This is a genomic window from Segniliparus rugosus ATCC BAA-974 (genome assembly GCF_000185725.2).
Taxonomy (GTDB): Bacteria; Actinomycetota; Actinomycetes; order Mycobacteriales; family Mycobacteriaceae; genus Segniliparus; species Segniliparus rugosus.
Map to the genome: position 1 here is coordinate 670646 of NZ_KI391953.1, position 21882 is coordinate 692527.

18 protein-coding genes are annotated in these 21882 nt (G+C 69.3%); 10 read left to right on the forward strand and 8 right to left on the reverse strand.

From position 1 onward, the window contains the following. Positions 1–22 precede the first annotated feature (22 nt). Together HMPREF9336_RS03270 and HMPREF9336_RS03275 are read left to right on the forward strand one after the other, a co-directional pair. Complete coding sequence (locus HMPREF9336_RS03270; protein WP_007471480.1) at positions 23–1081, forward strand: catalase family peroxidase; 1059 nt, start codon at positions 23–25, stop codon at positions 1079–1081. Next, a complete protein-coding gene (locus HMPREF9336_RS03275; protein ID WP_007471478.1) occupies positions 1081–1647 on the forward strand; it encodes a cytochrome b in 567 nt (188 codons plus the stop codon). The genes HMPREF9336_RS03270 and HMPREF9336_RS03275 overlap by 1 nt, the downstream gene beginning before the upstream one ends. Here the strand turns inward: HMPREF9336_RS03275 and HMPREF9336_RS03280 are convergent. Beyond that, positions 1644–2573, reverse strand: a complete 930-nt coding sequence (locus HMPREF9336_RS03280; protein ID WP_021030013.1) for an NADP-dependent oxidoreductase — start codon at positions 2571–2573, stop codon at positions 1644–1646. The two genes, HMPREF9336_RS03275 and HMPREF9336_RS03280, sit on opposite strands and share 4 nt — an antisense overlap. 114 nt (positions 2574–2687) lie before the next feature. On the opposite strand from HMPREF9336_RS03280, the gene HMPREF9336_RS03285 reads away from it, so the two are divergent. The 7 genes from HMPREF9336_RS03285 (at position 2688) to HMPREF9336_RS03315 (ending at position 14712) form a co-directional block, all read left to right on the forward strand. Further along, positions 2688–3683: a bile acid:sodium symporter family protein gene (locus tag HMPREF9336_RS03285; protein WP_007471473.1), complete on the forward strand. Its 996-nt coding sequence runs from the start codon at positions 2688–2690 to the stop codon at positions 3681–3683. Between the two features lie 62 nt (positions 3684–3745). Next, entirely contained in the window at positions 3746–4762 is a 1017-nt protein-coding gene (locus HMPREF9336_RS03290; RefSeq protein ID WP_007471471.1) for a bile acid:sodium symporter family protein, read from the forward strand. A gap of 954 nt (positions 4763–5716) precedes the next feature. After that, positions 5717–6988 carry a bifunctional glycosyltransferase family 2/GtrA family protein gene (locus HMPREF9336_RS03295; RefSeq protein WP_040584582.1) on the forward strand — a complete coding sequence of 424 codons (1272 nt, stop codon included), beginning with the start codon at positions 5717–5719 and terminating at the stop codon, positions 6986–6988. Next, a complete protein-coding gene (locus HMPREF9336_RS03300) occupies positions 6985–8943 on the forward strand; it encodes a glycosyltransferase family 39 protein (RefSeq protein ID WP_021030014.1) in 1959 nt (652 codons plus the stop codon). The genes HMPREF9336_RS03295 and HMPREF9336_RS03300 overlap by 4 nt, the downstream gene beginning before the upstream one ends. An 82-nt stretch (positions 8944–9025) precedes the next feature. Beyond that, positions 9026–11320, forward strand: a complete 2295-nt coding sequence (gene purL, locus HMPREF9336_RS03305) for a phosphoribosylformylglycinamidine synthase subunit PurL (RefSeq protein WP_007471465.1) — start codon at positions 9026–9028, stop codon at positions 11318–11320. 331 nt (positions 11321–11651) lie between these two features. Beyond that, complete coding sequence (locus HMPREF9336_RS03310; protein WP_021030015.1) at positions 11652–13325, forward strand: hypothetical protein; 1674 nt, start codon at positions 11652–11654, stop codon at positions 13323–13325. Further along, positions 13243–14712, forward strand: a complete 1470-nt coding sequence (locus HMPREF9336_RS03315) for a hypothetical protein (protein WP_040584586.1) — start codon at positions 13243–13245, stop codon at positions 14710–14712. The genes HMPREF9336_RS03310 and HMPREF9336_RS03315 overlap by 83 nt, the downstream gene beginning before the upstream one ends. 27 nt (positions 14713–14739) lie before the next feature. On the opposite strand, the gene HMPREF9336_RS03320 is transcribed toward HMPREF9336_RS03315, so the two are convergent. Genes HMPREF9336_RS03320 through HMPREF9336_RS03330 form a run of 3 tightly spaced genes read right to left on the reverse strand, consistent with a single transcriptional unit; the run spans position 14740 to position 17248 of the window. Then, positions 14740–15276, reverse strand: a complete 537-nt coding sequence (locus tag HMPREF9336_RS03320) for a gluconokinase (protein WP_007471459.1) — start codon at positions 15274–15276, stop codon at positions 14740–14742. Positions 15277–15286: 10 nt separating this feature from the next. Next, positions 15287–16633, reverse strand: coding sequence for a GntT/GntP/DsdX family permease (locus HMPREF9336_RS03325; protein ID WP_051357126.1), 1347 nt, complete (start codon positions 16631–16633; stop codon positions 15287–15289). Then, positions 16634–17248, reverse strand: a complete 615-nt coding sequence (locus tag HMPREF9336_RS03330) for a TetR/AcrR family transcriptional regulator (RefSeq protein ID WP_040584953.1) — start codon at positions 17246–17248, stop codon at positions 16634–16636. A 130-nt stretch (positions 17249–17378) separates the two neighbouring features. Here HMPREF9336_RS03330 and HMPREF9336_RS03335 point away from each other — a divergent pair, with 130 nt between their 5' ends. Further along, complete coding sequence (locus HMPREF9336_RS03335; RefSeq protein ID WP_007471452.1) at positions 17379–17774, forward strand: sterol carrier family protein; 396 nt, start codon at positions 17379–17381, stop codon at positions 17772–17774. A gap of 28 nt (positions 17775–17802) precedes the next feature. On the opposite strand, the gene HMPREF9336_RS03340 is transcribed toward HMPREF9336_RS03335, so the two are convergent. The 4 genes from HMPREF9336_RS03340 to ectB are packed head-to-tail and all read right to left on the reverse strand — an operon-like array spanning position 17803 to position 21857. Continuing rightward, positions 17803–19176 (reverse strand): styrene monooxygenase/indole monooxygenase family protein, encoded by a 1374-nt coding sequence (locus HMPREF9336_RS03340; RefSeq protein WP_007471451.1) that lies wholly within the window; start codon positions 19174–19176, stop codon positions 17803–17805. 44 nt (positions 19177–19220) lie between these two features. Further along, positions 19221–20165 carry an ectoine hydroxylase gene (gene thpD, locus HMPREF9336_RS03345; RefSeq protein ID WP_007471449.1) on the reverse strand — a complete coding sequence of 315 codons (945 nt, stop codon included), beginning with the start codon at positions 20163–20165 and terminating at the stop codon, positions 19221–19223. Beyond that, positions 20162–20548 (reverse strand): ectoine synthase, encoded by a 387-nt coding sequence (locus tag HMPREF9336_RS03350; protein WP_007471448.1) that lies wholly within the window; start codon positions 20546–20548, stop codon positions 20162–20164. The genes thpD and HMPREF9336_RS03350 overlap by 4 nt, the downstream gene beginning before the upstream one ends. Before the next feature lie 34 nt (positions 20549–20582). After that, positions 20583–21857 carry a diaminobutyrate--2-oxoglutarate transaminase gene (ectB, locus tag HMPREF9336_RS03355; protein ID WP_007471446.1) on the reverse strand — a complete coding sequence of 425 codons (1275 nt, stop codon included), beginning with the start codon at positions 21855–21857 and terminating at the stop codon, positions 20583–20585. Between the last annotated feature and the right edge of the window lie 25 nt (positions 21858–21882).

The following is a 21882-nucleotide window of genomic DNA, read 5'->3' on the forward strand; positions in this document are numbered from 1 at the left end:
CGAACCCAGGTAGGCTCGGCGTATGGTCGGACAGCCCCTGACCCGTCGATCTCTTCTCGGCCTGCTCGCCGCGGGCGGCTTCGCGGCGGCCGGGCTCGGCGGCTTCCTCTACGCAGAAGGCCGGATCGGTCCGGCCAGGGTCAACGCCCGCGCGTTCGTCGACCTGCTGGAGTCGCTGGGCGGGCGGTTCGCCGGATACCGCCGCGCGCATGGCAAGGGCATGGCGGTGACGGGTCGGTTCGAGAGCAGCGGCGCGGGCGCGGAAGTGTCGTCGGCCTCGGTGTTCGCCAAAGGGGAGCACCGGCTGGACGGGCGTTTCTCGTTGGGCGGCCCGAACGCCCATCAACCGGACGCCCTCGGCGCGGCGCGGGGCCTCGGTCTGCGGTTCTTCCTCCCGGAGGGGGAGCAGTGGCGCACGGCGATGATCAACTCGCCGGTCTTCCCCGCGCAGACCCCGGAGGCGTTCTTCGCGTTCAACGTGGCGAACCGGCCGGATCCGGCGACCGGCAAGCCGGATCCGGCGAAATTGGCCGAGTTCCTCGCGGCGAACCCGGCGACGGCGGCCGCGCTTGCGATCGCGCAGGCGGCGAAGCCTTCGCCGACGTTCGCGAGTTCCACGTTCTACGGTCTGAGCGCCTTCGTCTGCACGCATGGGTCCGGCACGAAGACGCCGGTGCGATTCTCGCTCGTCCCCGATGGGGCGGAGGCGGCAGAGGCGGTCGGGGACGGCCCGGACTTCCTTTTCGAGGACTTGGCCGAGCGGTTGCGGCGCGGCCCGGTGCGCTACAAGCTCATGTTGCAGATCGGGGAGCCGGGCGAGGATCCGACGAACGATCCGACGAAGCCGTGGCCCGAAAGCCGCAGACGGATCGAAGCCGGCACTGTGGTGCTCGAACCGGCGGCGAAAGCGGCGGCGGCGCGCATCCGGGACACGAACTTCGACCCGACGGTGCTGCCTGAGGGGATCGAGCTCTCCGACGACCCGATCCCGCCCGCCCGCGCGGCGATCTACGCGGAATCCTTCCGGCGGCGCTCTTTGGAACGGCCCCCGGCGGCGCAGCAGTTCGGCGAGGAGGGCTGATGGCCGTCGTCCAGACGCGGACCGGGGACGGGGAGCGTTTCGGCCTGCCCGCGCAAATCTTGCATTGGGCGATGGCCGCGCTCATCCTCGCCATGCTCGCGCTCGGCGCGATGCTGGTCGGGTACCTCGGCGACTACCCGACGGTGCTCCGATGGCACGAAGGCGTGGGTTTGGCGGTCCTCCTCCTCGCCCTGCTTCGGGTCGGCAACCGCCTCTGGCGGAGCCCGCCGCCCGCGCCCGCCTCGCTCGGCGGGCCGGAGCGGATCGTCGCCGCGCTCTCGGAGGCCGCGATGTACGCCCTCTTCCTCGCGCAGCCGGTCGTGGGCTGGGCGCTCGTCTCGGCCTCGGGAGCCCCGATGCTCGTCGGCGGCTTTCGCGTCCCGGCGATCGCGCCGACAAGCATACATTTGTATGGCATTCTGCGCGTCGCGCACAGCCTGCTGGCGTACGCCCTCCTCGCCTGCGTGGTCGCGCACGTCGGCGCGGTGCTGTTCCACACGCTCGGGCTGCGCGACGGGCTCCTCGCCCGGATGCTCCCGGCCCGTTCGGGGCCGAAAGCCGATTAGGGGAGCAGCACGACCTTGCCCCGCGCGTGCCCGGTTTTGAGGTACTCGTGCGCTTTGCCCGCCTCGGCGAGGGGATAGGTCCGATCGACGGCGATCTCCAGCAGGCCGTGCTCGACGAGTTCGGCGAGCACCGGGATCGAAGCAAGCCGGATCCCGGTCCCAGGGTCCGCGCCGGGCGCGTGGCCGAGCGCCTTGAAGCCGTCTCGCGCGGCGCGGGAGAACGCGAGGATCGTCGCGATGCGGCCTCGGTCGGCGACTAGCGCGAGCGAGGAGTCCACCGCCTCGTCGGTGCCCGCGAGGTCGAGCGCGGCGTCGAAGGGGCCGAACGGGGCGAGCCGGTCGAGCAGCCCCGGACCGTATGCGACCGGCTCTGCGCCGTGTTTGCGCACATGCTCGTGCCGGGCCGGGCTCGCGGTGGCGACCGCCCTCGCCCCCAGCGCCCGCACGAGCTGGAGCACGATGGACCCGACCGCCCCCGCGCCCCCGTGGACCAGCACGACGTCGCCGGGGCCGACGTTCGTGGCGGCGAGCAGGTGCGCCGCCGTGCCGCCCGCCGCCCTCAGCCCCGAAGCGGCCTCGAACGAGGTGTTCGAGGGTTTGCGCCACGCGTTGTGGGCGGGAACCGTCACATGCGTCGCGTACGCGCCGCCCGGCGCGCCGACGGCGACCTCGTCGCCGATGGCGTACGCGCTGACTCCCTCGCCGAGCCCGGCGACGACGCCCGCGGCCTCGAAGCCGAGCTTGATCGGCAGCGCGGCGGGGTCGGAGCCCATCTCGCCGGAATAGCGCCGCCAATCGGCGGGGTTGGCCCCGATGGCTCGGACCTCGACGAGGATCTCGCCCGGCGCGGGCTCCGGGGTGGGGAAGACGCGCGTTTCGAGGACTTCCGTCCCGCCGTACGCGGGCGCGAGGATTTCGACAGCCATAGTGTCAATATAGTTGACACTATGGCTGTCGCGCAAACCGAGACCTCGGCGACCGAGGCCCGAGACCGCCTATGACGCATGCAACAGCACCCCCATCGGGTACATCTAGAAGGCATGTCCTCACGTCTGCGCCGCTTGATCCCCATGGACAGCTTCGTCGTCGCGATCCTCGCGGTCGTCGTGCTCGCGAGTTTCCTCCCGGCTTCCGGGCGCGGGGCCGAGGCGTTGGAATGGGCGACCAAGCTCGCCATCGCCCTGCTCTTTTTCCTCTACGGGGCGCGGCTGTCCCCGGCCCAGGCGTGGGCTGGGCTGAAGAACTGGAAACTGCACCTCGCGGTCGTCTGCTTCACGTTCGTCCTCTTCCCCGCGCTCGGCCTGTGCGCCGGGCTGCTGCCCGAAGCCGTGCTGCCACCCGAGCTGCGCCCTGGGTTCCTCTATCTGACGCTCACCCCGTCCACCGTGCAGTCCTCCATCGCGTTCTGCGTCATCGCGGGCGGCGACGTGGCGGCGGCGGTGATCGCGGCCTCGCTTTCGAGCCTGCTCGGCGTCTTCCTGACCCCGGCGCTGGTGATGCTCGTCTTCGGCGCGCACGACGTCGCGATCAGCTGGGGCTCGGTCCTCGACGTCGTGACGCAGCTCCTGGTGCCGTTTCTCGTCGGACAGTTGGCCAGGCGCTGGATCGCCGACTGGGTCAAGGAACGCGCGCGGCAGCTCAAGCTCGTCGACCAAGGCTCGATTCTGCTCGTGGTCTACAGCGCGTTCAGCCTCGGGGTGACTGAGGGAGTGTGGCGGCGCGTGAGCATGGCCGATTTGGCCGTCCTCTCGCTCGACTGCATCGCGCTGCTCGCGCTCGTGCTCGGGATCACGACGCTGGCGGGCAGGCTGCTGCGGCTGTCGTACGGGGAGCGCGTGGTGCTGCTGTTCTGCGGCTCGAAGAAGAGCCTCGCGGCCGGTCTGCCCATCGCCGGAGTGCTCTTCGGCCCCGATCAGCTCGGCCTCATCTCGCTGCCGCTCCTGCTGTTCCATCAGATCCAGCTCCTGGTCTGCACGGTCATCGCGGGCAGGCTGGGCAAGAAGCACCACGCCGCGCAAGCGGCCGTCTCGGGCTGACCGTCCGGTTTTCTTGGCCAATCCTCAGCTCCCAGGACCGGACGATCATTAGCCTGGACCAGGTGCTGCGGTGGCTTCAACGACTTGTCCAGTTCGACCGGTTCCTCGGCGCGCTCGTGCTCGTCGTCCTCGTCGCGGGGGTTTTTCCGGCTTCGGGGCGGGCCGAGACGGCATTGGGCTGGGCGACGAAGCTCGCCATCGGGCTGCTGTTCTTCCTGCACGGGGCGCGGATCTCGTCGAAGCAGGCGCTGGACGGCCTGAAGAACGTCAAACTGCACCTCGCGGTCTTCGCGTGCACGTTCGCCCTCTTCCCGGCTTTGGCGTTCGCGGCGGCGCTCTTGCCGCCGTGGCTTCTCTCGCGGGAACTCGTCCCCGGCTTCGTCTTCTTGGGGTTCGTCCCGTCCACGATGCAGGCCGCTGTCGCGTTCACGGCTCTGGTGGGCGGCGATGTGGCCGCGGCGAGCGTGGCCACATCGGTCTCAAGCCTGCTCGGGGTCTTCCTCACCCCGGCGCTCACGGTGTGGGCGCTCGGTTCGACGGGCCGGGCGCGCCTTGGCTGGGGCCCGGTCCTGGACATCGTGGCGCAGTTGCTCGTGCCGTTCCTCGCCGGACAGGCCGCGCGCCGATGGGTCGGCGCGTGGGCGCGCCGCCACGAGGTCGAGGCCAGGCTGATCGACCAGGGCTCGGTGCTGCTCGTCGTGTACGCCGCGTTCAGCCTCGGCGTGACCCAAGGGATTTGGCAGAAGGTGCGGCTGCCTGAGTTCGTCGGCATGACCGCCGTCTGCGGAGCCATGCTCGCTGTGATACTGGGCGTGGCGGTCTTCGCGGGCCGGGCGTTCGGCTTCGACCGTTCCGAGCGGGCCGTTTTGCTGTTCTGCGGTTCGAAGAAGAGCCTCTCCGCCGGATTGCCGCTGGCCTCGGTGCTCTTCGCGCCCGCGAAACTGGGCGTCGCCGTGCTGCCGCTCATGGTGTTCCACCAAATGCAGCTCATGGTCTGCGCCTTGCTCGCCGGGCGGCTCGCCCGGCGGCGCACGACCTGGCAGGTGACCGGCCCCTCGGCTCGCGAAAGCAGAGCGTGATGGGCGCGCAACGGCGAATTCGTGAAGGCCGCGATTGAACAGAGCGTATCATACGCCCGGTGAGTCCTCAGGAGGGAAATATGATTCAAACATCCGGATCATTCGCTGGCCAGCCCGCTCTGCGCGCGCGAGAACTTGACATGGTGACGAAGGCCGGGTGCGCGCGTGATGGTGACTGTGTGAGGCCCCCAGCATGACCGTGTTGAAACTCCTCGAGGGGATCCCCGCGAGCGATTCGCCGATATCAAACCACGATTGGTTTGCGGATATTGAGCGGTCGTTGGTTCAGTCTCCGAACGATTGGAGAGACGCTGCGGCCCAAACGCTGGGAAACGACCACGCGTGGAGCTTGTTGGGGTGGGTGGAAATAGCCGCAACCTGGATCGTTCGGACACAATCGCGCGAGACACTCACGACAGCCGCGTTTGCGATGTCCGTGGTTGTGCGCAGTCGTCTCGATCTGCGTGACTGCTCAGTGGTTGCCTCTCTTCTCCGGCGCGCAGCCGATATGTGCGGTTTCGATGACCGTGCTTGCATCGCCGAAGGTTGCGACCGCGCTGGCCCGATGGGGCGAAAGGCACTCTCTCTATTGCTCAACGCCGACGCGAGAACTCCGCCGACACACACTGAATCTGGCGCGAACGAGACGTTCTCGTTCGCGCGGCGCCCGCCCGACTTCGATGTGCACGACCTCATGCGCAGGCTCGGGGTATCGGAAGGGTGAGGAAGGGTTCCGGAGCCGTAGCTCTCGGCAATGCGTCGCCGAGAGCTATATTTGAGAGAGGAACAAGTCCTTGTCCGACGGGGTTCGACAGGGGAGATAAAGGGCATGACGGGGCGTCTTGCCTGTTCGCGCCGAAGAAACCGCGCTGACAGCCAGCGCACAGGTTTGACACAGAGACATGGCAGGTGGGGTTCAACCTCATCTCAGACGAGAGGCATAGTGTCCAAAGCATGACGAATTCCAGCGTGCTGGCTCCACAGGCGGTTTGCGCCCCTGAGAAGCGCGGACAGGCCGTAGTGCTCGATGTGGTGGTCCCTGTCTACAACGAAGAGAAGGACCTCCCCACGTGCGTGCGCCGCCTGCACGCCTACCTGAGCGAACATCTGCCGTTCCGCGCGCGCATCGTCATCGCGGACAACGCCAGCACCGACGCCACGCTGGAAGTCGCCCGCCAGCTCGCGGCGCAGCACGAGAACGTCGTCGTCCGCCATCTCGACCTCAAGGGCCGAGGCAGGGCGCTGCACACCGTGTGGAGCGAGTCGGACGCGCAGATCGTCTCGTACATGGACGTGGACCTCTCCACCGACCTGAAGGCGCTGCTCCCGCTCGTGGCCCCGTTGCTGTCCGGCCATTCCGACGTGGCCATCGGCTCGCGCCTGGCCAAGGGTTCCCGAGTGGTGCGCGGTCCGAAGCGGGAGTTCATCTCCCGCTGCTACAACTTGATCCTGCGCGGCGCGCTCGGCGCGCATTTCTCCGACGCGCAGTGCGGGTTCAAAGCGATGCGGTCGGACGTCGCCCGCGAACTGCTCCCGCTGGTCCAGGACAAGGGTTGGTTCTTCGACACCGAGCTGCTCGTCATCGCGGAGTCCGCGGGCCTGAGGATCCACGAGGTGCCGGTGGACTGGGTCGACGACCCGGACAGCCGGGTGGACATCGTCCGCACGGCCGTCGACGACCTCAAAGGCGTGTGGCGGGTCGGCAAAGCGCTCACAACCGGCGAGCTGCCGATCGCGGAGCTGCGCAGGGCAGTCGGCCGCGAGCCGCTGAGGGGCGGCTCCGGGGTCATCGACGCGGAGCAGCGAGGCATGGTGGGGCAGTTGGTCCGGTTCGGCGTCGTCGGCGTCCTCTCCACCATCGCCTTCGCCCTCCTCTATCTCGCGTTGCGCCCGCTGCTCGGCGCGCAGGTCGCGAACCTGGTGGCGCTCTTGAGCACGGCAATCGCGAACACGGCGGCCAACCGGGCGTTCACCTTCGGAGTCCGGGGCCGCGCCGGGGCGGGTCTGCACCACCTGCAAGGCCTGATCATTTTCCTGATCGGCCTCGGCCTCACCTCGGGGTCGCTCTACGCCCTGCACAGCATGGTCAGCAGCGATCCCGGCCGTCATATCGAGCTGGTGACGCTCATCGTCGCGAACCTCGTCGCCACGCTGGTGCGGTTCATCGGCTTGCGACTCGTCTTCCGACACCATCACGCGCGGCGCGGCGCGGCGCATCCCGCGTGAGCGCGATAGGGGACCGGATCCGCAGGTGCGACCGGCGGACGTGGCTGCTTGTCGCCCTCCTGCTCGGCTCAGGCGGGGCGTACCTCGCTCTGCTCGGCAGGCAGGGCTGGTCGAACGGGTTCTACTCGGCGGCGGCGCAGGCCGGGGCGCAGTCGTGGCAGGCGTTCTTGTTCGGAGCTTCGGACGCTCCGGGGACGATCACCGTGGACAAACCGCCGCTCGCGCTGTGGCCGATGGCCCTGTCCGTCAAGCTGTTCGGACTGTCGACCTGGAGCATCCTCGTCCCGCAGGCGCTGATGGGCGTGGCCTCGGTCGGGCTCCTCTACGTCGTCGTGCGCCGAAGCTTCGGTGTCGACGCGGGTTTGATCGCCGCTCTGGCGCTCGCCACGACGCCGATCGCGTTGGTGATGTTCCGGCACAACAACCCGGACGCGATCTTGGTGCTCCTGGAGATCGGGGCCACCGGCGCGATGCTCGAAGCGGTTCGCCGTTCTGGCGAGGGGGCATGGTCGCGCGGCGGGAGCGGATGGTGGCTGCTGGCCTCGGGGGCGCTGGTCGGCCTCGGCTTCCTCGCCAAGCAGCTCGCGGTGTTCCTCGTCGTTCCTGCCTTGGCGCTCGTGTGGTTGGTGGGGGCGCGGCCGAAACTGCTCACGCGGATCAGCCTCTCCTTCGTCGCGCTCGCGGGGCTGGTCGTTTCGGCGGGCTGGTGGGTCGCCCTTGTGGAGCTGTGGCGGCCGAAAGAGTCCCGGCCCTGGATCGGCGGCTCGCAGACGAACTCCTTCCTCGAACTCACCTTCGGCTACAACGGCCTCGGGCGGATCAACGGGGACGAGCACGGGGGAGGCTTGGGGTCTCCGGGCGAAGGCTTCCCCAAACTCGGGGAAGGATGCTTCGGCGGCGGGCCGGGGCGCGGGATGTTCGCCGCCGACCGGGGGATCTTGCGGATGTTCGGCGAGCAGGTCGGCGGTCAGATCGCCTGGTTGCTCCCCGCCGCGCTGGTCCTGCTGGCCGCGAGCCTGTTCTGGATCGGGCGGGCCGCTCGGACCGACCAGCGTCGGGCGGGCTTGCTGGCCTGGGGCGGCTGGCTCGTCGTCACCGCGCTGGTGTTCAGCTTTATGGGCGGCATCTTCCACCCGTATTACAGCGTGGCGCTCGCGCCCGCGCTCGCCGCTCTGACGGGAGCCGGTTTGACCATGGCATGGGAACGCCGAGGCGAGCGCTCGGCTCGGCTCGTGCTCGCCTCGGCGACACTGGCCGCGTCGGGCATGGCGTGGGCGATCCTGTCCCGCACTCCGGACTGGCTCCCGCCGCTGCGCTGGGCGATTGCCGCGGTCGGCCTCGTCGTCGCGCTCGGCTTCGCCCTCGCCGATGGCCGCGCCGGGGCGAGCTGGCGGCTGCTCGCCGCCGGGCTTGCGATCGCGGGCTTGGCGGGCCCGCTCGCGTATGACGTGTACACCGTTGCGGACCGGCCGGAGCAGGGCGGCATGCCGTCGGCGGGCCCGAGGCTCGAAGGAGCTTTCCCTCAATCCGGCCCCGCCGCGGCGGGGCCGACGGCACAGGGGTGCCCCCGTCCGGGGCCTGGCGGCCCGAAACCGCCCTTCGGCGCGAAGCCGGACCCCGCGCTGGTGGCGCTTCTGCGCCAAGACGGCGGGCAGTACGTGTGGGTCGGGGCAGGGGTCAGCTCGATGGGCACGGCGGGCTATCAGTTGGAGTCCGGCTACCCGGTGATGCCGGTCGGCGGATTCGGCGGCGGCGACCCGTGGCCGACGCTGGAGCGCTTCCAACAATGGGCCGCGCAGGGCAAGATCCATTATTTCATCGACCAGGCGGGCCCCCGGCCCTCGCGCGAAGGCGACGGGAGCGAGGCGGGGAAGATCGTCCACTGGGTGAAAACCAGTTTCGCCGGTCGAAAGTTCGGCGACGTGACGCTGTACGACCTCACCAAACCGCGCTAAGCCCGGAGGTTCCGCGCCGCACGGTGCGCCGCCGCCTCGGGCGACTGTCCCGTCTGGCCGCAGGATGTCGTAAAGTCATCACGTGCCAGGCAGCGTTCCCACTCAGCATGTTGACACCGTCGAGTTCGCGAACCAAACCCCCGACCATCCGCAGCCGTTCCGGGAGCTGGGCCTCACCGAAGAGGAGTACAAGCGGATCAGGGAGCTGCTCGGCAGGCGGCCGACCGACTCCGAACTGGGCATGTACTCGGTGATGTGGAGCGAGCACTGCTCCTACAAATCCTCCAAAGCGCACTTGAAGTACTTCGGCGAGACCACGACCGAGGCGATGCGCGCGGGCCTGCTCGCCGGCATCGGCGCGAACGCGGGCGTGGTGGACATCGGCCAAGGCTGGGCGGTCACCTTCAAAGCCGAATCGCACAACCACCCCTCGTTCATCGAGCCGTACCAGGGCGCGGCGACCGGGGTCGGCGGCATCGTCCGCGACATCCTGGCGATGGGCGCCCGTCCGGTCGCGGTGATGGACCAGCTTTGTTTCGGCGAGGCGGACGCCCCCGACACGCGCCGGGTGCTGCCCGGCGTGGTCGCCGGGGTCGGCGGCTACGGGAACTGCCTCGGCCTGCCGAACATCGGCGGCCAGACGCTCTTCGACGCCTGCTACGCGGGCAATCCGCTGGTCAACGCGCTGTGCCTCGGCGTCGTTCGGGCGGACTCGGTGCATGAGGCGAAGGCCAGCGGCGTCGGGAACCTCGTCGTGCTCTACGGCGCGCGCACGGGCCGGGACGGCATCGGCGGGGTTTCGGTGCTCGCGTCGGAGACGTTCGAGGGCGAGTCCGAGGGCGGCGGCAAGAAGCTGCCCGCCGTGCAGGTGGGCGATCCGTTCATGGAGAAGCTGCTCATCGAGTCGAGCCTGGAGATCTTCGACGCTGGCCTCGTCGAGGGCATCCAGGACCTCGGCGGAGCCGGTCTGTCCTGCGCGATCTCCGAGCTCGCGGCGGCGGGGGACGGCGGGATGCATGTGGCGCTCGACAAGGTGCCGCTGCGTGCGGCGGACATGACGCCGACCGAGACGCTTTGCAGCGAGTCCCAGGAGCGGATGTGCGCCATCGTCGCGCCCGAGAAGCTGGACGAGTTCCTCGCCATTTGCGCGCGCTGGGAGGTGACCGCCACCGTCATCGGCGAGGTCACCGACACCGGCCGCCTGCAAGTCGACTGGCACGGCGAGCGGATCGTGGACGTGGTCGCGCGGACGCTGGCGGACGAGGGCCCGGTGTACCAGCGTCCGGTCGAGCGCCCCGCGTTCCAGGACGCGCTGGTCGCCGACACGACCGCCGGTCTGGCCCGGCCAAAGAGCGGCCAGGAGCTGCGCGAGGCGCTGTTCGCGCTGATCGCCTCGCCAGGGTTGTGCTCGACAAGGTTCATCACCCAGCAGTACGACTCCTTGGTCCGGGGCAATTCGGTGCTGGTCCCCGGCGCGGACGCGGGCCTGGTCCGAGTGGACGAGGAGTCCGGGCTGGGCGTCGCGATCGCGACGGACGCCAACGGCAGGTTCGCCAAGCTCGACCCGTACCGGGGCGTTCAGCTCGCCCTCGCCGAGGCGTACCGCAACGTGGCCGTCGCGGGGGCGGTGCCGAGGGCCGTGACGAACTGCCTGAACTTCGGCTCCCCGCAGGATCCGGGCGTGATGTGGCAATTCGCGCAGGCGGTGCGGGGCCTGGCGGACGGCTGCGCCGCGCTCGGCATCCCGGTGACCGGCGGGAACGTGAGTTTCTACAATCAGACCGGCGACGTGGCGATCAACCCGACCCCCGTGGTCGGGGTGCTCGGCGTCGTCGACGACGTCGCCAGGGCGGTGAAGGTCGGGTTCGCGCCCGACCACGGACAGGTGCTGTTCCTGCTCGGCGAGACCCGCGACGAGCTGGACGGCTCCGCATGGGCGAAGGTGGTCCACGGCCATCTGGGCGGCGAGCCGCCCTCGGTGGACCTCGAAGCGGAGCGCCGCCTCGCCGAGACGCTGCACGCCGCCGCGCGGCAGGGGCTGGTGAACGGCGCGCACGACTTGTCCGAGGGCGGCCTCGCGCAGGCGCTGGTGGAGTCGGTCCTCGCAGTCGGAGTCGGCGTCCGCGTGGTGCTGCCGGAAGGGGCCGACCCGTTCGTCGCGCTCTTCGCCGAGTCCTCGGGCCGGGCGCTGGTCGCGGTCACGCACACTCAGGCGGGAGCGTTCGAAGCGCTGGTCGCCTCGCGCGGCGTGCCGTTCGCCCGAGTGGGCGTCGTCGTGCCCGACAGCGCCGAGCTCGAGGTCCAGGGACTGTTCACAGCCGGGCTCTCCGAGCTGCGCGAGGCGCACGAGGGCACATTGCCCGCGCTCTTCGCCTGAGCTTCCCTGAGGCTCCGCCAGGCTCGTTCCTCGCTGTTTCCTCGTGCCACGTCGCTCGTCGGCTGGGTTTTCCGGTGTTCCCCGGAGCTTTCGCTCCAGGAAAAGATGTGCCCCGCTTCACAGTCGGCAGACGCGTGTGTATGATCTACATCACCACAGTGCGAAGGGCCAAAAAGCCAAAGGCAAGGGTGGTAGTGAGTGAATAAAAACAGAGGATCCGCGCCAGGGCGGATCGTGGTGCACGACTTGCGGAAAGTCGTGCATATGTTCCCGCTCTGACGCATAGCGGCCGAAGGACCAGTGTTGTTCCTCCGGCAGATCGGAGCGCCCCATGGCCAGATCCAGTCCCTTGTCCCAGCTCGCCAGCCGGTCCGCGACGGCGATGGTCGCCTTCGCCGCTGGCGTGGGCATGGCTCTCGCGGGGCCGGGAGCCCCTCGGGCGCAAGCCGCGACCATCCCAGGCTTGCCGGACGTCGTCGTCTCCGGTTCGTTCGCCACGGGCCTCAAAGCTTCCAGCGTGCCCGTCGTCAACGCCGGCCCGAGCTACACGATCCCCGGCCCGTTCGGGATCAGCGACACCATCAGCACGTTCCACAACACCTTCACAACGATGGACGCGACCCTCGTCCCGTCGTCGAACCTCGTTCCGCTCGCCAACCTCGCCGACTCGCTGGCGCAGATCGCCGAGACCGGCCTCTCGATCGACACGCTCGGCCAGCTGGCTTCGGCGATCACCCAGATCGGCCAGTTGGCCTCCGGGCTGAACCAGCCGCTGCAGCTCACCGGCAACGCCACGCTGTTCAACAACGTCACGCAGGGCCCGAGCAACACCTTCACCGGCCCGTTCGGGTTCGGCAGCACGGCGAGCCTGTTCAAGAACACCTTCACCGGAGTCAGCGCGACGATGGTCGGCGGGGTCAACCTGGGCAAGCCCGGCGAGCTCGCCGCGTCCTTGGGCCAGATCGCCCAGGGCGGCGTCACCCTTGAGAACCTCACCAAGCTGATCTCGGCGATCGGCCAGCTCACGGACACCGGCTCGGGCACAGGGATGAGCGCGACGCTCAACGCGGCGGCCACCGTCCTACACGACACGTTCGCCGGGCCGCAGCTCGGATTCACCGGGCCTGGCGGGCTCAGCGCGGCGTTGAGCAGCTTCGACAACACGTTCAACGGGCCGAACGCGCAGCTCGCCGCGTCGATGCCGATCGGGCCGAACGGCACCGCGTTGGAAAACCTCACGAATCTGGCGAACGCGCTTGGCGGCCTCGCCGACATCGCGAACGCGCTGAGCAAGATCACCTCGCCGGGCGAGCTCGTCAACCTCGGCCCGATCTTCGGCGACCTCGTCAAACTCGGCTCCGCGCTCGGCGGACCGCTCAACGTCGATCTCGCCGCGAACCTCTTCAACGACACGATCAACGGCCCGAAGCTCGGATTCACCGGACCGGCAGGCATCAGCGCGGCGGCCACGACCTTCGGCAACACGCTGACCGGCCCTTCGCTCCACATCACCGGCTCGGTCGGTTTCGACACCCTTGGCGACGCGCTCAGCAGCTCGGGCAACGTGCTCAGCAATCTCGGCCAGGTGCTGATCAACAACTTCACCACCACGGTCACGTCCTTCAACAACACCACGGCAGGTCCGGCTTTCGGCCTCACCGGCCCGGCTGGGACCAGCGCGGCGCTGGCCACCGGGGCTAACTCCTTCACCGGCCCCGTGCTCACCCTCACCCCGCCAAGGCACCACGGTCAGCTCCTTCAGCGACACGATCACCGGGCCAAAAGCAGACCTCGTCGGGCCCGGCGGGCTCGGGCTTTCGGTCCAAACCGGGAGCAACACGCTGCACGGGCCGTGGGTGACCACCGACAAGCCTTTGCAGGTCGCTCCACTAGTCACCGCGCTCACCAACACCGGGGAGCTGTTGACCAACCCGAGTTCGCTGGTCGGCAACCCCGGAGCCCTGCTGGCCAATCTCGGCCAGGCGCTCACCGCGCTGAGCGGTAACGGCAACGTCACGCTGCACTCCTTCAGCGACAGCGTGGTCGGCCCGAAGCTCTCGGTTGGCGGCCCGTTCGGACTCGGCATCGGCGTCGACGTCGGCGGCGGGTCGATCACCGGCCCGAGCGCCACCTTCAACTCGCAGGGCAAGCTCGTCGGCCTCACCACAGGCGGTTTCGCGGTGAACGCCGTGAGTCTGACCCTCAACGGCCCGAGCGGCACCGTCGCGACGATCACAACTCCGAGCTTCAGCGTCACAGGGCCGAGCGTCGCCGACGGCAAGCTCACCGCGCCCTCGGTCAGCTTCGACATCGGTTCGATCAGTTTCGGCACGTCGTCGGGCACGAGCGCCGCGAAAACAGGGACAAGCCTCAGCTTCGGCACTGCCGCTCCGTCCGCGACAGGCTCCGAGGGCTCCGGCGCAGCCGGAACTGCGGCGAAGAGCGCGGGCACGATGGGCATTGCGGCTCCTGGGCCGGCCACGACCGGGGCCGCCACGACCGGCGCGACCGAGTCCGCCTCGACCGGGGCCGCCACGACCGGCACGACCGAGTCCGCCTCGACCGGGGCCGCCACGACCGGGTCAACGACAACGGGCTCCACTGCGGCGAAACCGACGGCCAATGACACGGCCCAGGCGGCAGGCTCCACGGCGACCAAGCCGTCTGCCGTCGAAACGGGCACGGACTCGGCCAAGAGCCTCCACTCGATGACCGACAGCGCTCTCGGCGCGGCCACCGGCGCCGGCGCGATGGGCACGGGCACGACGACCGGCACGGCTGGAATCGGGTCCACCGGCTCCAGCGCGAGCGCTGGCACGACTGGAACCGGGACCACGAGCGCGGGCACGACGGGCACGGCGAGCGGCACGACCGGTTCCGCCGCGACAGGCTCCGCCACGACCGGGACGGCTGGCTCCTCGGCAACGGGCACGGCCGGTTCCGCGACGACGGGCTCTGCCACGACCGGTTCCGCGACGACCGGGACGGGCTCGACCAAACCGGGCACGTCTGCGACAAGCGACGGGGCGAGTTCCGCCGGAACCAGTGGCTCCAGTTCCGGCACGGCTGGCTCCGGGTCGAGCGCAAGCGGCTCTGGGACGGCTGGCTCCGGTTCCGGCACGAGCGGCGGTTCGGGCACGGGCGGCGGTTCGAGTTCGAGCGCTTCCAGCGGGAGCAGCAGCGGCGCTGGTTCTTCCAGCGGCTCCGGGGCTTCGACAAGCGGCTCCAGCAGCGGCTCTGGTTCTTCCAGCGGCTCCCACGACAGCTCCGGCTCCTCCGGCGGCTCCCATGGCGGCTCCGGCTCGGGCGGTGGTTCCGGTTCTTCCGGAGGCGGCTCGCACGCCGGTTCCTCGGGCGGCGGCTCGCACGGCAGCGGTGGCTCGAGCCACTGAACCGAGCAGAAAGGTCGAGAGCAGGTCCTACCGGGCCTGCCCTCGACTTTTCTGCGTCTTTTGCTCTCGACCCAGCCAGGAGAGGATGGCGGCTGCTTGTTCCTGCGGGCTTTGCCGCAGATCGACAACCAAGCCGGGCTCGTCGGGGCCCAGCCGCTCCAAGTCTGCGAGCTGGGAGTCTAAAAGGCTGGCGGGCATGAAGTGGGCGCGGTGCGCCATTCGCTCTGCGAGCACGTCGCACGGCCCGTCGAGATGCGCGAAGACGACTTCGCCCTCGGGGCTGCCGCCCCGCAAACGGTCCCGATAGGCGCGCTTGAGCGCGGAGCAGGACACCACTGCGTCCGCGCCGACGGCGCTCCGCTCGCGGATCCAGGCGGCGACAGCGGCGAGCCACGGCCACCGGTCCTCGTCGGCGAGGGGGATCCCCGCCGACATCTTCGCGATATTCTCCGGCGGATGCAGCTGGTCCCCTTCGAGGAGATCCCAGCCCCGTTCCTCGGCGAGCAGCCCGGCGATCGTGCTCTTGCCGCAACCGGAGACGCCCATGACCACGACAACTGCCATGCAGTCCAACCTACGGCACGAGCGCGGCGAGCACGAGGACGCAGCTGAGGCCGACGAGCGAGATCAGCGTTTGCAACGCGGTCCAGGTTTTGACCGTCTGCGCGATATCCAGGTCGAAATAGCCCTTGACCAACCAAAACCCTGCGTCGTTGACGTAGGAGAAGAACACCGAGCCAGAGCCGATGGCCAAGACTAAGAGCGAGACGTGCGCGGGGGAGAGGCCGGCGGTCAGCGGCGCGAGGATGCCGGACGCGGTCACAGAGGCCACGGTCGCCGATCCGGTCGCCACCCGGATGAGCGCCGAGACCAGCCATGCGAGCAGGAGCAACGGCAAATGGCTGTCGCTCGCCGCTCGGGCGATGAAGCCGCTGACCCCCGCGTCGACGAGCACCTGTTTGTACCCGCCGCCGCTGCCGATCATCATCGTCAGGCCCGCCATCGGGGCGAGCGCGCCGTTCAAGCTCTCGGCGACCGAGGCTCGCGGCATGCCGAGCAGCGCCGCAGCGGCGAGCACGCCGAGGCCGAGCGCCACGAGCGGTGTTCCGAGCAGGTCGAACACCCCGCGCAGCGGGTGCGACGGCTCCATGGCGATCTCCGAGGCCGACCGGCACACCATGAGCGCGATCGGGACGAGGATCACGGTGATCGTCCGTCCGACGGGCAGACGGACGCGTTCGTCTTCGGCCTCGTCGGGCGCGAACAAAGCGGGGGCCGAGACCGGGACCCAGCGCGCGGCGACGGAGCCGAACACCGGGCCGCTGATGATGGCGACGGGGATCGCGCACGCGAGGCCGAGCAGAAGGGTGATCCCGAGGTTCGCGTGCACCGCCGCGACTGCGGCGAGCGCGCCGGGATGCGGCGGGACGAGGCAGTGCAATGTGGAAAGCGCGGCCAGTGCCGGGATGGCGATCCGCATCACGGGGAGCCCGGATCGGCGGGCCGCGAGGAAAATCACCGGCATGAGCAGCACCGCGCCCACTTCGAAGAAGAGCGGCAGGCCGACGAGCAGGCCGACCGCCAGCATGGTCCACGGCAGCATGCGCGGAGAGGAACGGGCCAGCAGCGCGTCGACGACGGTGTCGGCCCCGCCGGAATCGGCCAGGAGTTTGCCGAACATCGCGCCGAGGCCGATGAGGATGCCGACGTCGGCCATGGTCGTCCCGAACCCTTTGACGAACGATTCGACGGTCGTCGTTCCGCCGAGCCCCGCGCCGAAACCGGCGGCGAGCGCCCCTGCGGTCAAGGCGAGGAAAGGATGGAGCTTGAGCCGGGAAATGAGCACGACGACCATGGCCATGCTGGCGAGGATGGAGAGGATCAGCGCTGTTTTGTCGATGCGACGAGCATAATCCTGGATTCAGCCGCTGTCGCCGTCCTGGGCGAAGGACGCGGCGATGATCGGAAGGAAGTAGGCGCGGGCGAACGCGCGCGTGTCGTCGTCGGTGTCCATGGGCAAGACAGGGGTGGGGGAGAGCAGCAGGGTGGCGGTGATCCGGAGCATGAGCTCGACGGCCCGCTCCGCCGCTTCGATCCGCCCGGGGGAGAGTTGGAGGGCGAGGAGCGTGCGGATCACCTGGTAGCCCTCGGGGGCTTCGCCGAACGAGCCGAACGAGAATCGTTCCGGCTCGAACTCTTTGATCGCCGCGACCACCGGGTTCTGCTGGCAGGCGCGCATCCCCGAGACGAACGCCTCGACCACCCGCTCCTCCGGCGAGAGCTCCGGCGGGATGCTGGCTTCGATTTCGAAGAAGAAGTGCAGCACCTCGCGGACGACGACCGCCGAGATGATCTCGTCCTTGTCCCCGCAACGACGGTGGAGGGTCTGGCGGGAGACTTTGGCGCGGCGGGCGATGTCGGCCACCGCCGCGCGGCGGAATCCATGCGCGACGAACTCGGCCCGCGCCGCGTCGAGAATCCTGCTCTGCTCTGGATCCTCGGTGACCGCCTGCCCGGAGAGGACCTGCGCCAGCATCGAGTCGAAGTCGACCACGAATGACGATCCTACCGCCTCGCCGCCGCTGGTCGGGCCATTGCGCGACGGATTAGGATCGATGCGGCCAACGCCGGGAGCGCGGCGCGCCGACGGTTGGACAGGAGCGAGCGTGGCACGACAGACAGCGGTGGATCCCCAGGAGCTTCGTCGGGCTTTGGCCGCCGTGGCCGGGTGGCTGCGGGACGAATCCTCGGCCAAGCCGGACCGCGCCGCTTTGGCCGAGGCGGTGCGGTTGACCGCGCGGACCCTCGCGTCGCTCGCCCCTGGCAGCTCCGTGGAAGTGCGGGTGGCTCCGTTCGCCGCCGTGCAATGCGTGGAAGGGCCGAGGCATACGCGGGGCACCCCGCCGAACGTCTACGAAACCGACGCCCGCACCTGGTTGCTGCTCGCAGTCGGGCTCGTCGAGCCGCAGGACGCGCACGACCGCAGCCTGGTGTCGGCCTCCGGGCATCGGGCGCGGGAAGTGGAGCGGTGGTTGCCGCTCGCGCAGCTCGCAGACGGCTGAGGCTCGGCTCCTGGGCGCGAGGGGCGGCTCACCGGTGGCTCAGCGCCCGATACGTGGAGCGTTGGAACCGCCCCGAGGGCTGGAATCGGGCGAGGAGGGCTTCGAGGTCTTCGCCGGCGGCCTTCGCGACGAACGCCCGCCATCCTTCCGGCCGCTCGAAGTCGAGGACCGGGCGAGGGTCGGAGAGCAGTCCGAACGCGGCCCCCGCGACATCGGGCTGGACTTGCGCCGAGCCGAAGATCGCCCCGCTGGCCTCGGCGTAGTCGGGGTCGCCGAGGTAGAGCCGGGTGACCTCGTACGCGGCCCGGATCCGGTCGGCGTAGAACTGCTCGAACTTGGCCGCGAGCCACTCGCCGTCGAACGGGCCATCGTGCTTGGCCGCCTCGCGCACCAGGAACGCCGCTTGCAGAAGCCCGGTCTGCGCGCCTTGCCCGGCGATAGGGTCGTATGCGACGGCGGCGTCGCCGAGCGCGGCGACCGCGTGCCCGCTCGCGGTCCGCCCGACCCCCTGGCGCACGAGCGGGGTGATGGCTCCCGAGAGCCATGACCGAGGGTCGTCCTCGATCGGGCGGAGCGCCTCGGCTTCCGGCAGGTCCCAATCCAGGTAGTCGCGGTGCAGGTCGAGCAGGGTCTGATGCGCTTGGGCGAGGTTCGTCGGGGCTGCGAAGCGCCGCTCCCATTCGCTGCCCGGTTTGCCCCACGCCAGGAACGCCCAGGAAGGCCCCGCGTCTTTGTGCAGGTAAGGGCCCCACCACGCTTCGCCCTGGTCGGTGACGAAGGAGTACGCGCTGTGCTGGCCGCCGGAGGAGCCTCGGTGCGCGAAGATTTCCGGCCCGTAGCCGAGCCCGGTCAGGGTCACGGTGAACACCCGCCGTTGCGGGCGGTCGTACGCGGTGCGGCCGGGGTCGACGGGGAAGAGGCTGGCGAGCCCGTCTCGTCCGGTCGCGACCAGGACGAGGCCGTAGTCGCCCGCGAGCTCGTCCAGCCTGGCCGGGTCCACCTTCTCCACCCGGAACTCGCCGCCGATGTCGAGGAAGGAAGTGATCCGGTCGTCCGCCTTCAGGCGCGTGTCCACCGCGACCGCGACGAATCCGGGGAACGGCGCATCGAAGGCGAGCTGCTCCGGGCGATCCGGCAGAGTCCCGTCGACCAGCCGCACGCTTTGCCCGGTGATGATCGGGGCTTTGTCCAGATAGCTGTCGAGGCCGAGCTCCCGTTCCGCCTCGATGGACCGCCCGAAGAGCGCCGCGGTGCCGGAGGCTGGCACGTCGGCGCGCAGCGAGCGCTGGTCGCGCTCGCTGACCAGGGTGGTGTCGAATCCGGCGCGCTGCAAGCCGTATGCGACGGAGGCTCCGGTCTGGCCTGCGCCGATGACGAGTGCGGTGCGAGTGGGCTGAGGCATCCGGCGATCTTCTCACCGGATCGGTTCTGAGGGAAGGTCTGCGCTCAGCCTGAGCGCTTCCCCTGCGAGATCGGCTCCTGCTCCCTGATCGGCTCGGGGACGCGCGCGGCGATATGCTCTGGGCGCCGCCGCGCGGCGGCAAACGGCTCGACGGGCGCGTTCTCCACAGAGTTGAACACCAGAAACAGGTTCGAGCGGGGGAACGGCGTGATGTTCGAGCCCGAGCCGTGCAGCAGATTCGCGTCGAACCAGAACGCCGTTCCGGCGGGGCCGGTGGACTGGAAGATCCCCGAAGCGTCGGCGGCCTTGGCCAAAGTCTCCTGGTCGGGCACGCCGATCTCTTGGCGCACGAGCGAGCTTTGGTGGTGGTTCTCCGGCGTGCGCCCGACGCACGGGTAGAAGGTGTGGTGCGATCCCGGCATCACCATGAGCGCCCCGTTGTACGGGTAGTTCTCGGTCAGCGCGATAGAACAGGACACCGTTCGGATCGCGGGCAATCCGTCTTCCGCGTGCCAGGTCTCGAAGTCGGAGTGCCAGTAGAACCCGGACCCGGAGAACCCCGGCATGAAGTTGATCCTGGCTTGGTGCAAGTACACGTCCGACCCGAGGAGCTGCCGCGCGAGCGGCAGGACGGTCTCGGAGCGCACCACGTCGGCGACGAGGCCGCTGCAAAGGTGCGGCGCGAACACGGACCGCACCGCCCCGCTCCCTCCTTCTCGGACGACGCGCGGATCGTCCGGGGAGAGTTCGGCGGGGAGCCGTTCCAGCTCGCGGCGCAGCCCGGCGAGCTGCTCTTCGGCGACAGACCTCGGGCGCAAGAGGAAGCCGTCGCGCTCGAACCGCTCCAGCTCATCGCGGGAGAGCGGACCTGGCTCCGGCCCGCGCGCGCTCCACACGACCGGATCGGTCCTCGGCACGGGCGCGATCGCGCGCTCCACACGGGTCGGGTACCGGTCGATCTGCGGGCGGTCAGGGGCGTAGCCCGTCATGAGCCCGCCGCCGCGTAGGCCCCGGACTCGTCGTGCACCTCGCGCCCGGTCACCGGCGGGTTGAAGACGCAGAGCATCCGCATCCGCTCGTCTGAGGCCAACCGGTGCCGCTCATGCCCGTCGAGCAAGTACATCGATCCTGGTCCGAGCGGATGCTCCTCGCCGGTTTCGAGGTTGGTCAGCACGCCCCGGCCTTCGATCAGCCACACCGCCTCGACGTGGTGCTTGTAGTGGAACTCGTGCACCGAGCCCGGTTCGATCGTGGTCTCGTGGAATGAGAACCCCACGCCGTCGTCGGCGAGGATGATCCGTTTCGAGCGCCAGCCGCTGTCCGCGACGTCCCGTTCGGTTCCGGTGATTTCTTCTGTGGTCCGCACGATCACAGCCGTCTCCTTTCTCGTCTCGATGGCCGCCACGTCACGGGCGCGCCGCCGCGTCGACCGCGTCGCCCAAGATTTCGACTCCGTGCCGCAGGTCTGCGAACGAGGTCGTCAGCGGCGGAAGCAGCTTGACCACTTCGTCCGACGGTCCTGAGGACTCCACGAGCACCCCCTCGTGGAACGCGGTGCGCCGCACCTGTTCGGCCTGCTCGGGCTTCTCGAATTTGAGTCCTTGCGCCAGTCCTTTTCCTCGGGCCGAGACGCCCTCGTGCTGGTCGGCGATGGCTTCGAGGTGGGACCGCACCTCTGCGCCCTTGCGGCGGGTCGTCTCGGCGAACTCGTCGTCGGACCAGAATTCCTCCAACGCCGCCGTGGCGGTGACGAACGCGGGGTTGTGCCCTCGGAACGTCCCGTTGTGCTCGCCGGGGCACCAGAGGTCGAGTTCTCTTTTGAACAGCGTGAGCGCCATCGGGAGCCCGTAGCCGCTGATCGACTTGGACAATGTGACGATGTCGGGGAGGATTCCGGCGTCCTCGAAGGAGAAGAAAGGCCCGGTGCGCCCGCAGCCCATCTGCACGTCGTCCACGATGAGCAGGATGTCCCGGTCGTGGCACAGGTCGGCCAGCGCGCGCAGCCATCCGGCACGGGCGACGTTGACTCCGCCCTCGCCTTGCACGGTCTCCACGATGACGGCGGCGGGACGGTTCAGCCCGCTGCCCGAGTCGTCGAGCACGCGGGCGAACCAGTGGAAGTCCTCTGCCGCTTCGCCGAGGTAGTTGTCGTAGGGCATCGGCGTGGCGTGCACGAGCGGGATGCCGGCTCCGGCGCGTTTCATCGAATTGCCGGTGACGCTCAACGATCCGAGCGTCATGCCGTGGAAGGCGTTGGTGAAGCTGATGACGGATTCGCGCCCGGTCGCCTTCCTCGCCAGCTTCAACGCGGCCTCGACCGAGTTCGTCCCTGTCGGGCCGGGGAATTGCACGACGTAGTCGAGCCCCCTCGGTTTGAGGACGCGCGCCTCGAACGTTTCGAGGAAACGGCGTTTGGCTTCTGTGGCCATGTCGAGCGAATGCACGACGTTGTCGCCCGCGAGGTACTCCAGCAACGGGGCCTTGAGCGCGGGGTGGTTGTGTCCGTAGTTGAGCGCCCCCGCGCCGGCGAACAGGTCCAAATACTGTTTTCCAGCGGCGTCGGTGATCCAGGAGCCTTTTGCTTTGGTGAACACGGTGGGCCAGTTGCGGCAGTAGCTGCGGACTCCCGATTCGACTCGTGCGAAGGTTTCTGGCAGGACAGTTTCAGCGATAGCGGTCACCTGGGTTCTCTCTTCCTTTGTTTCG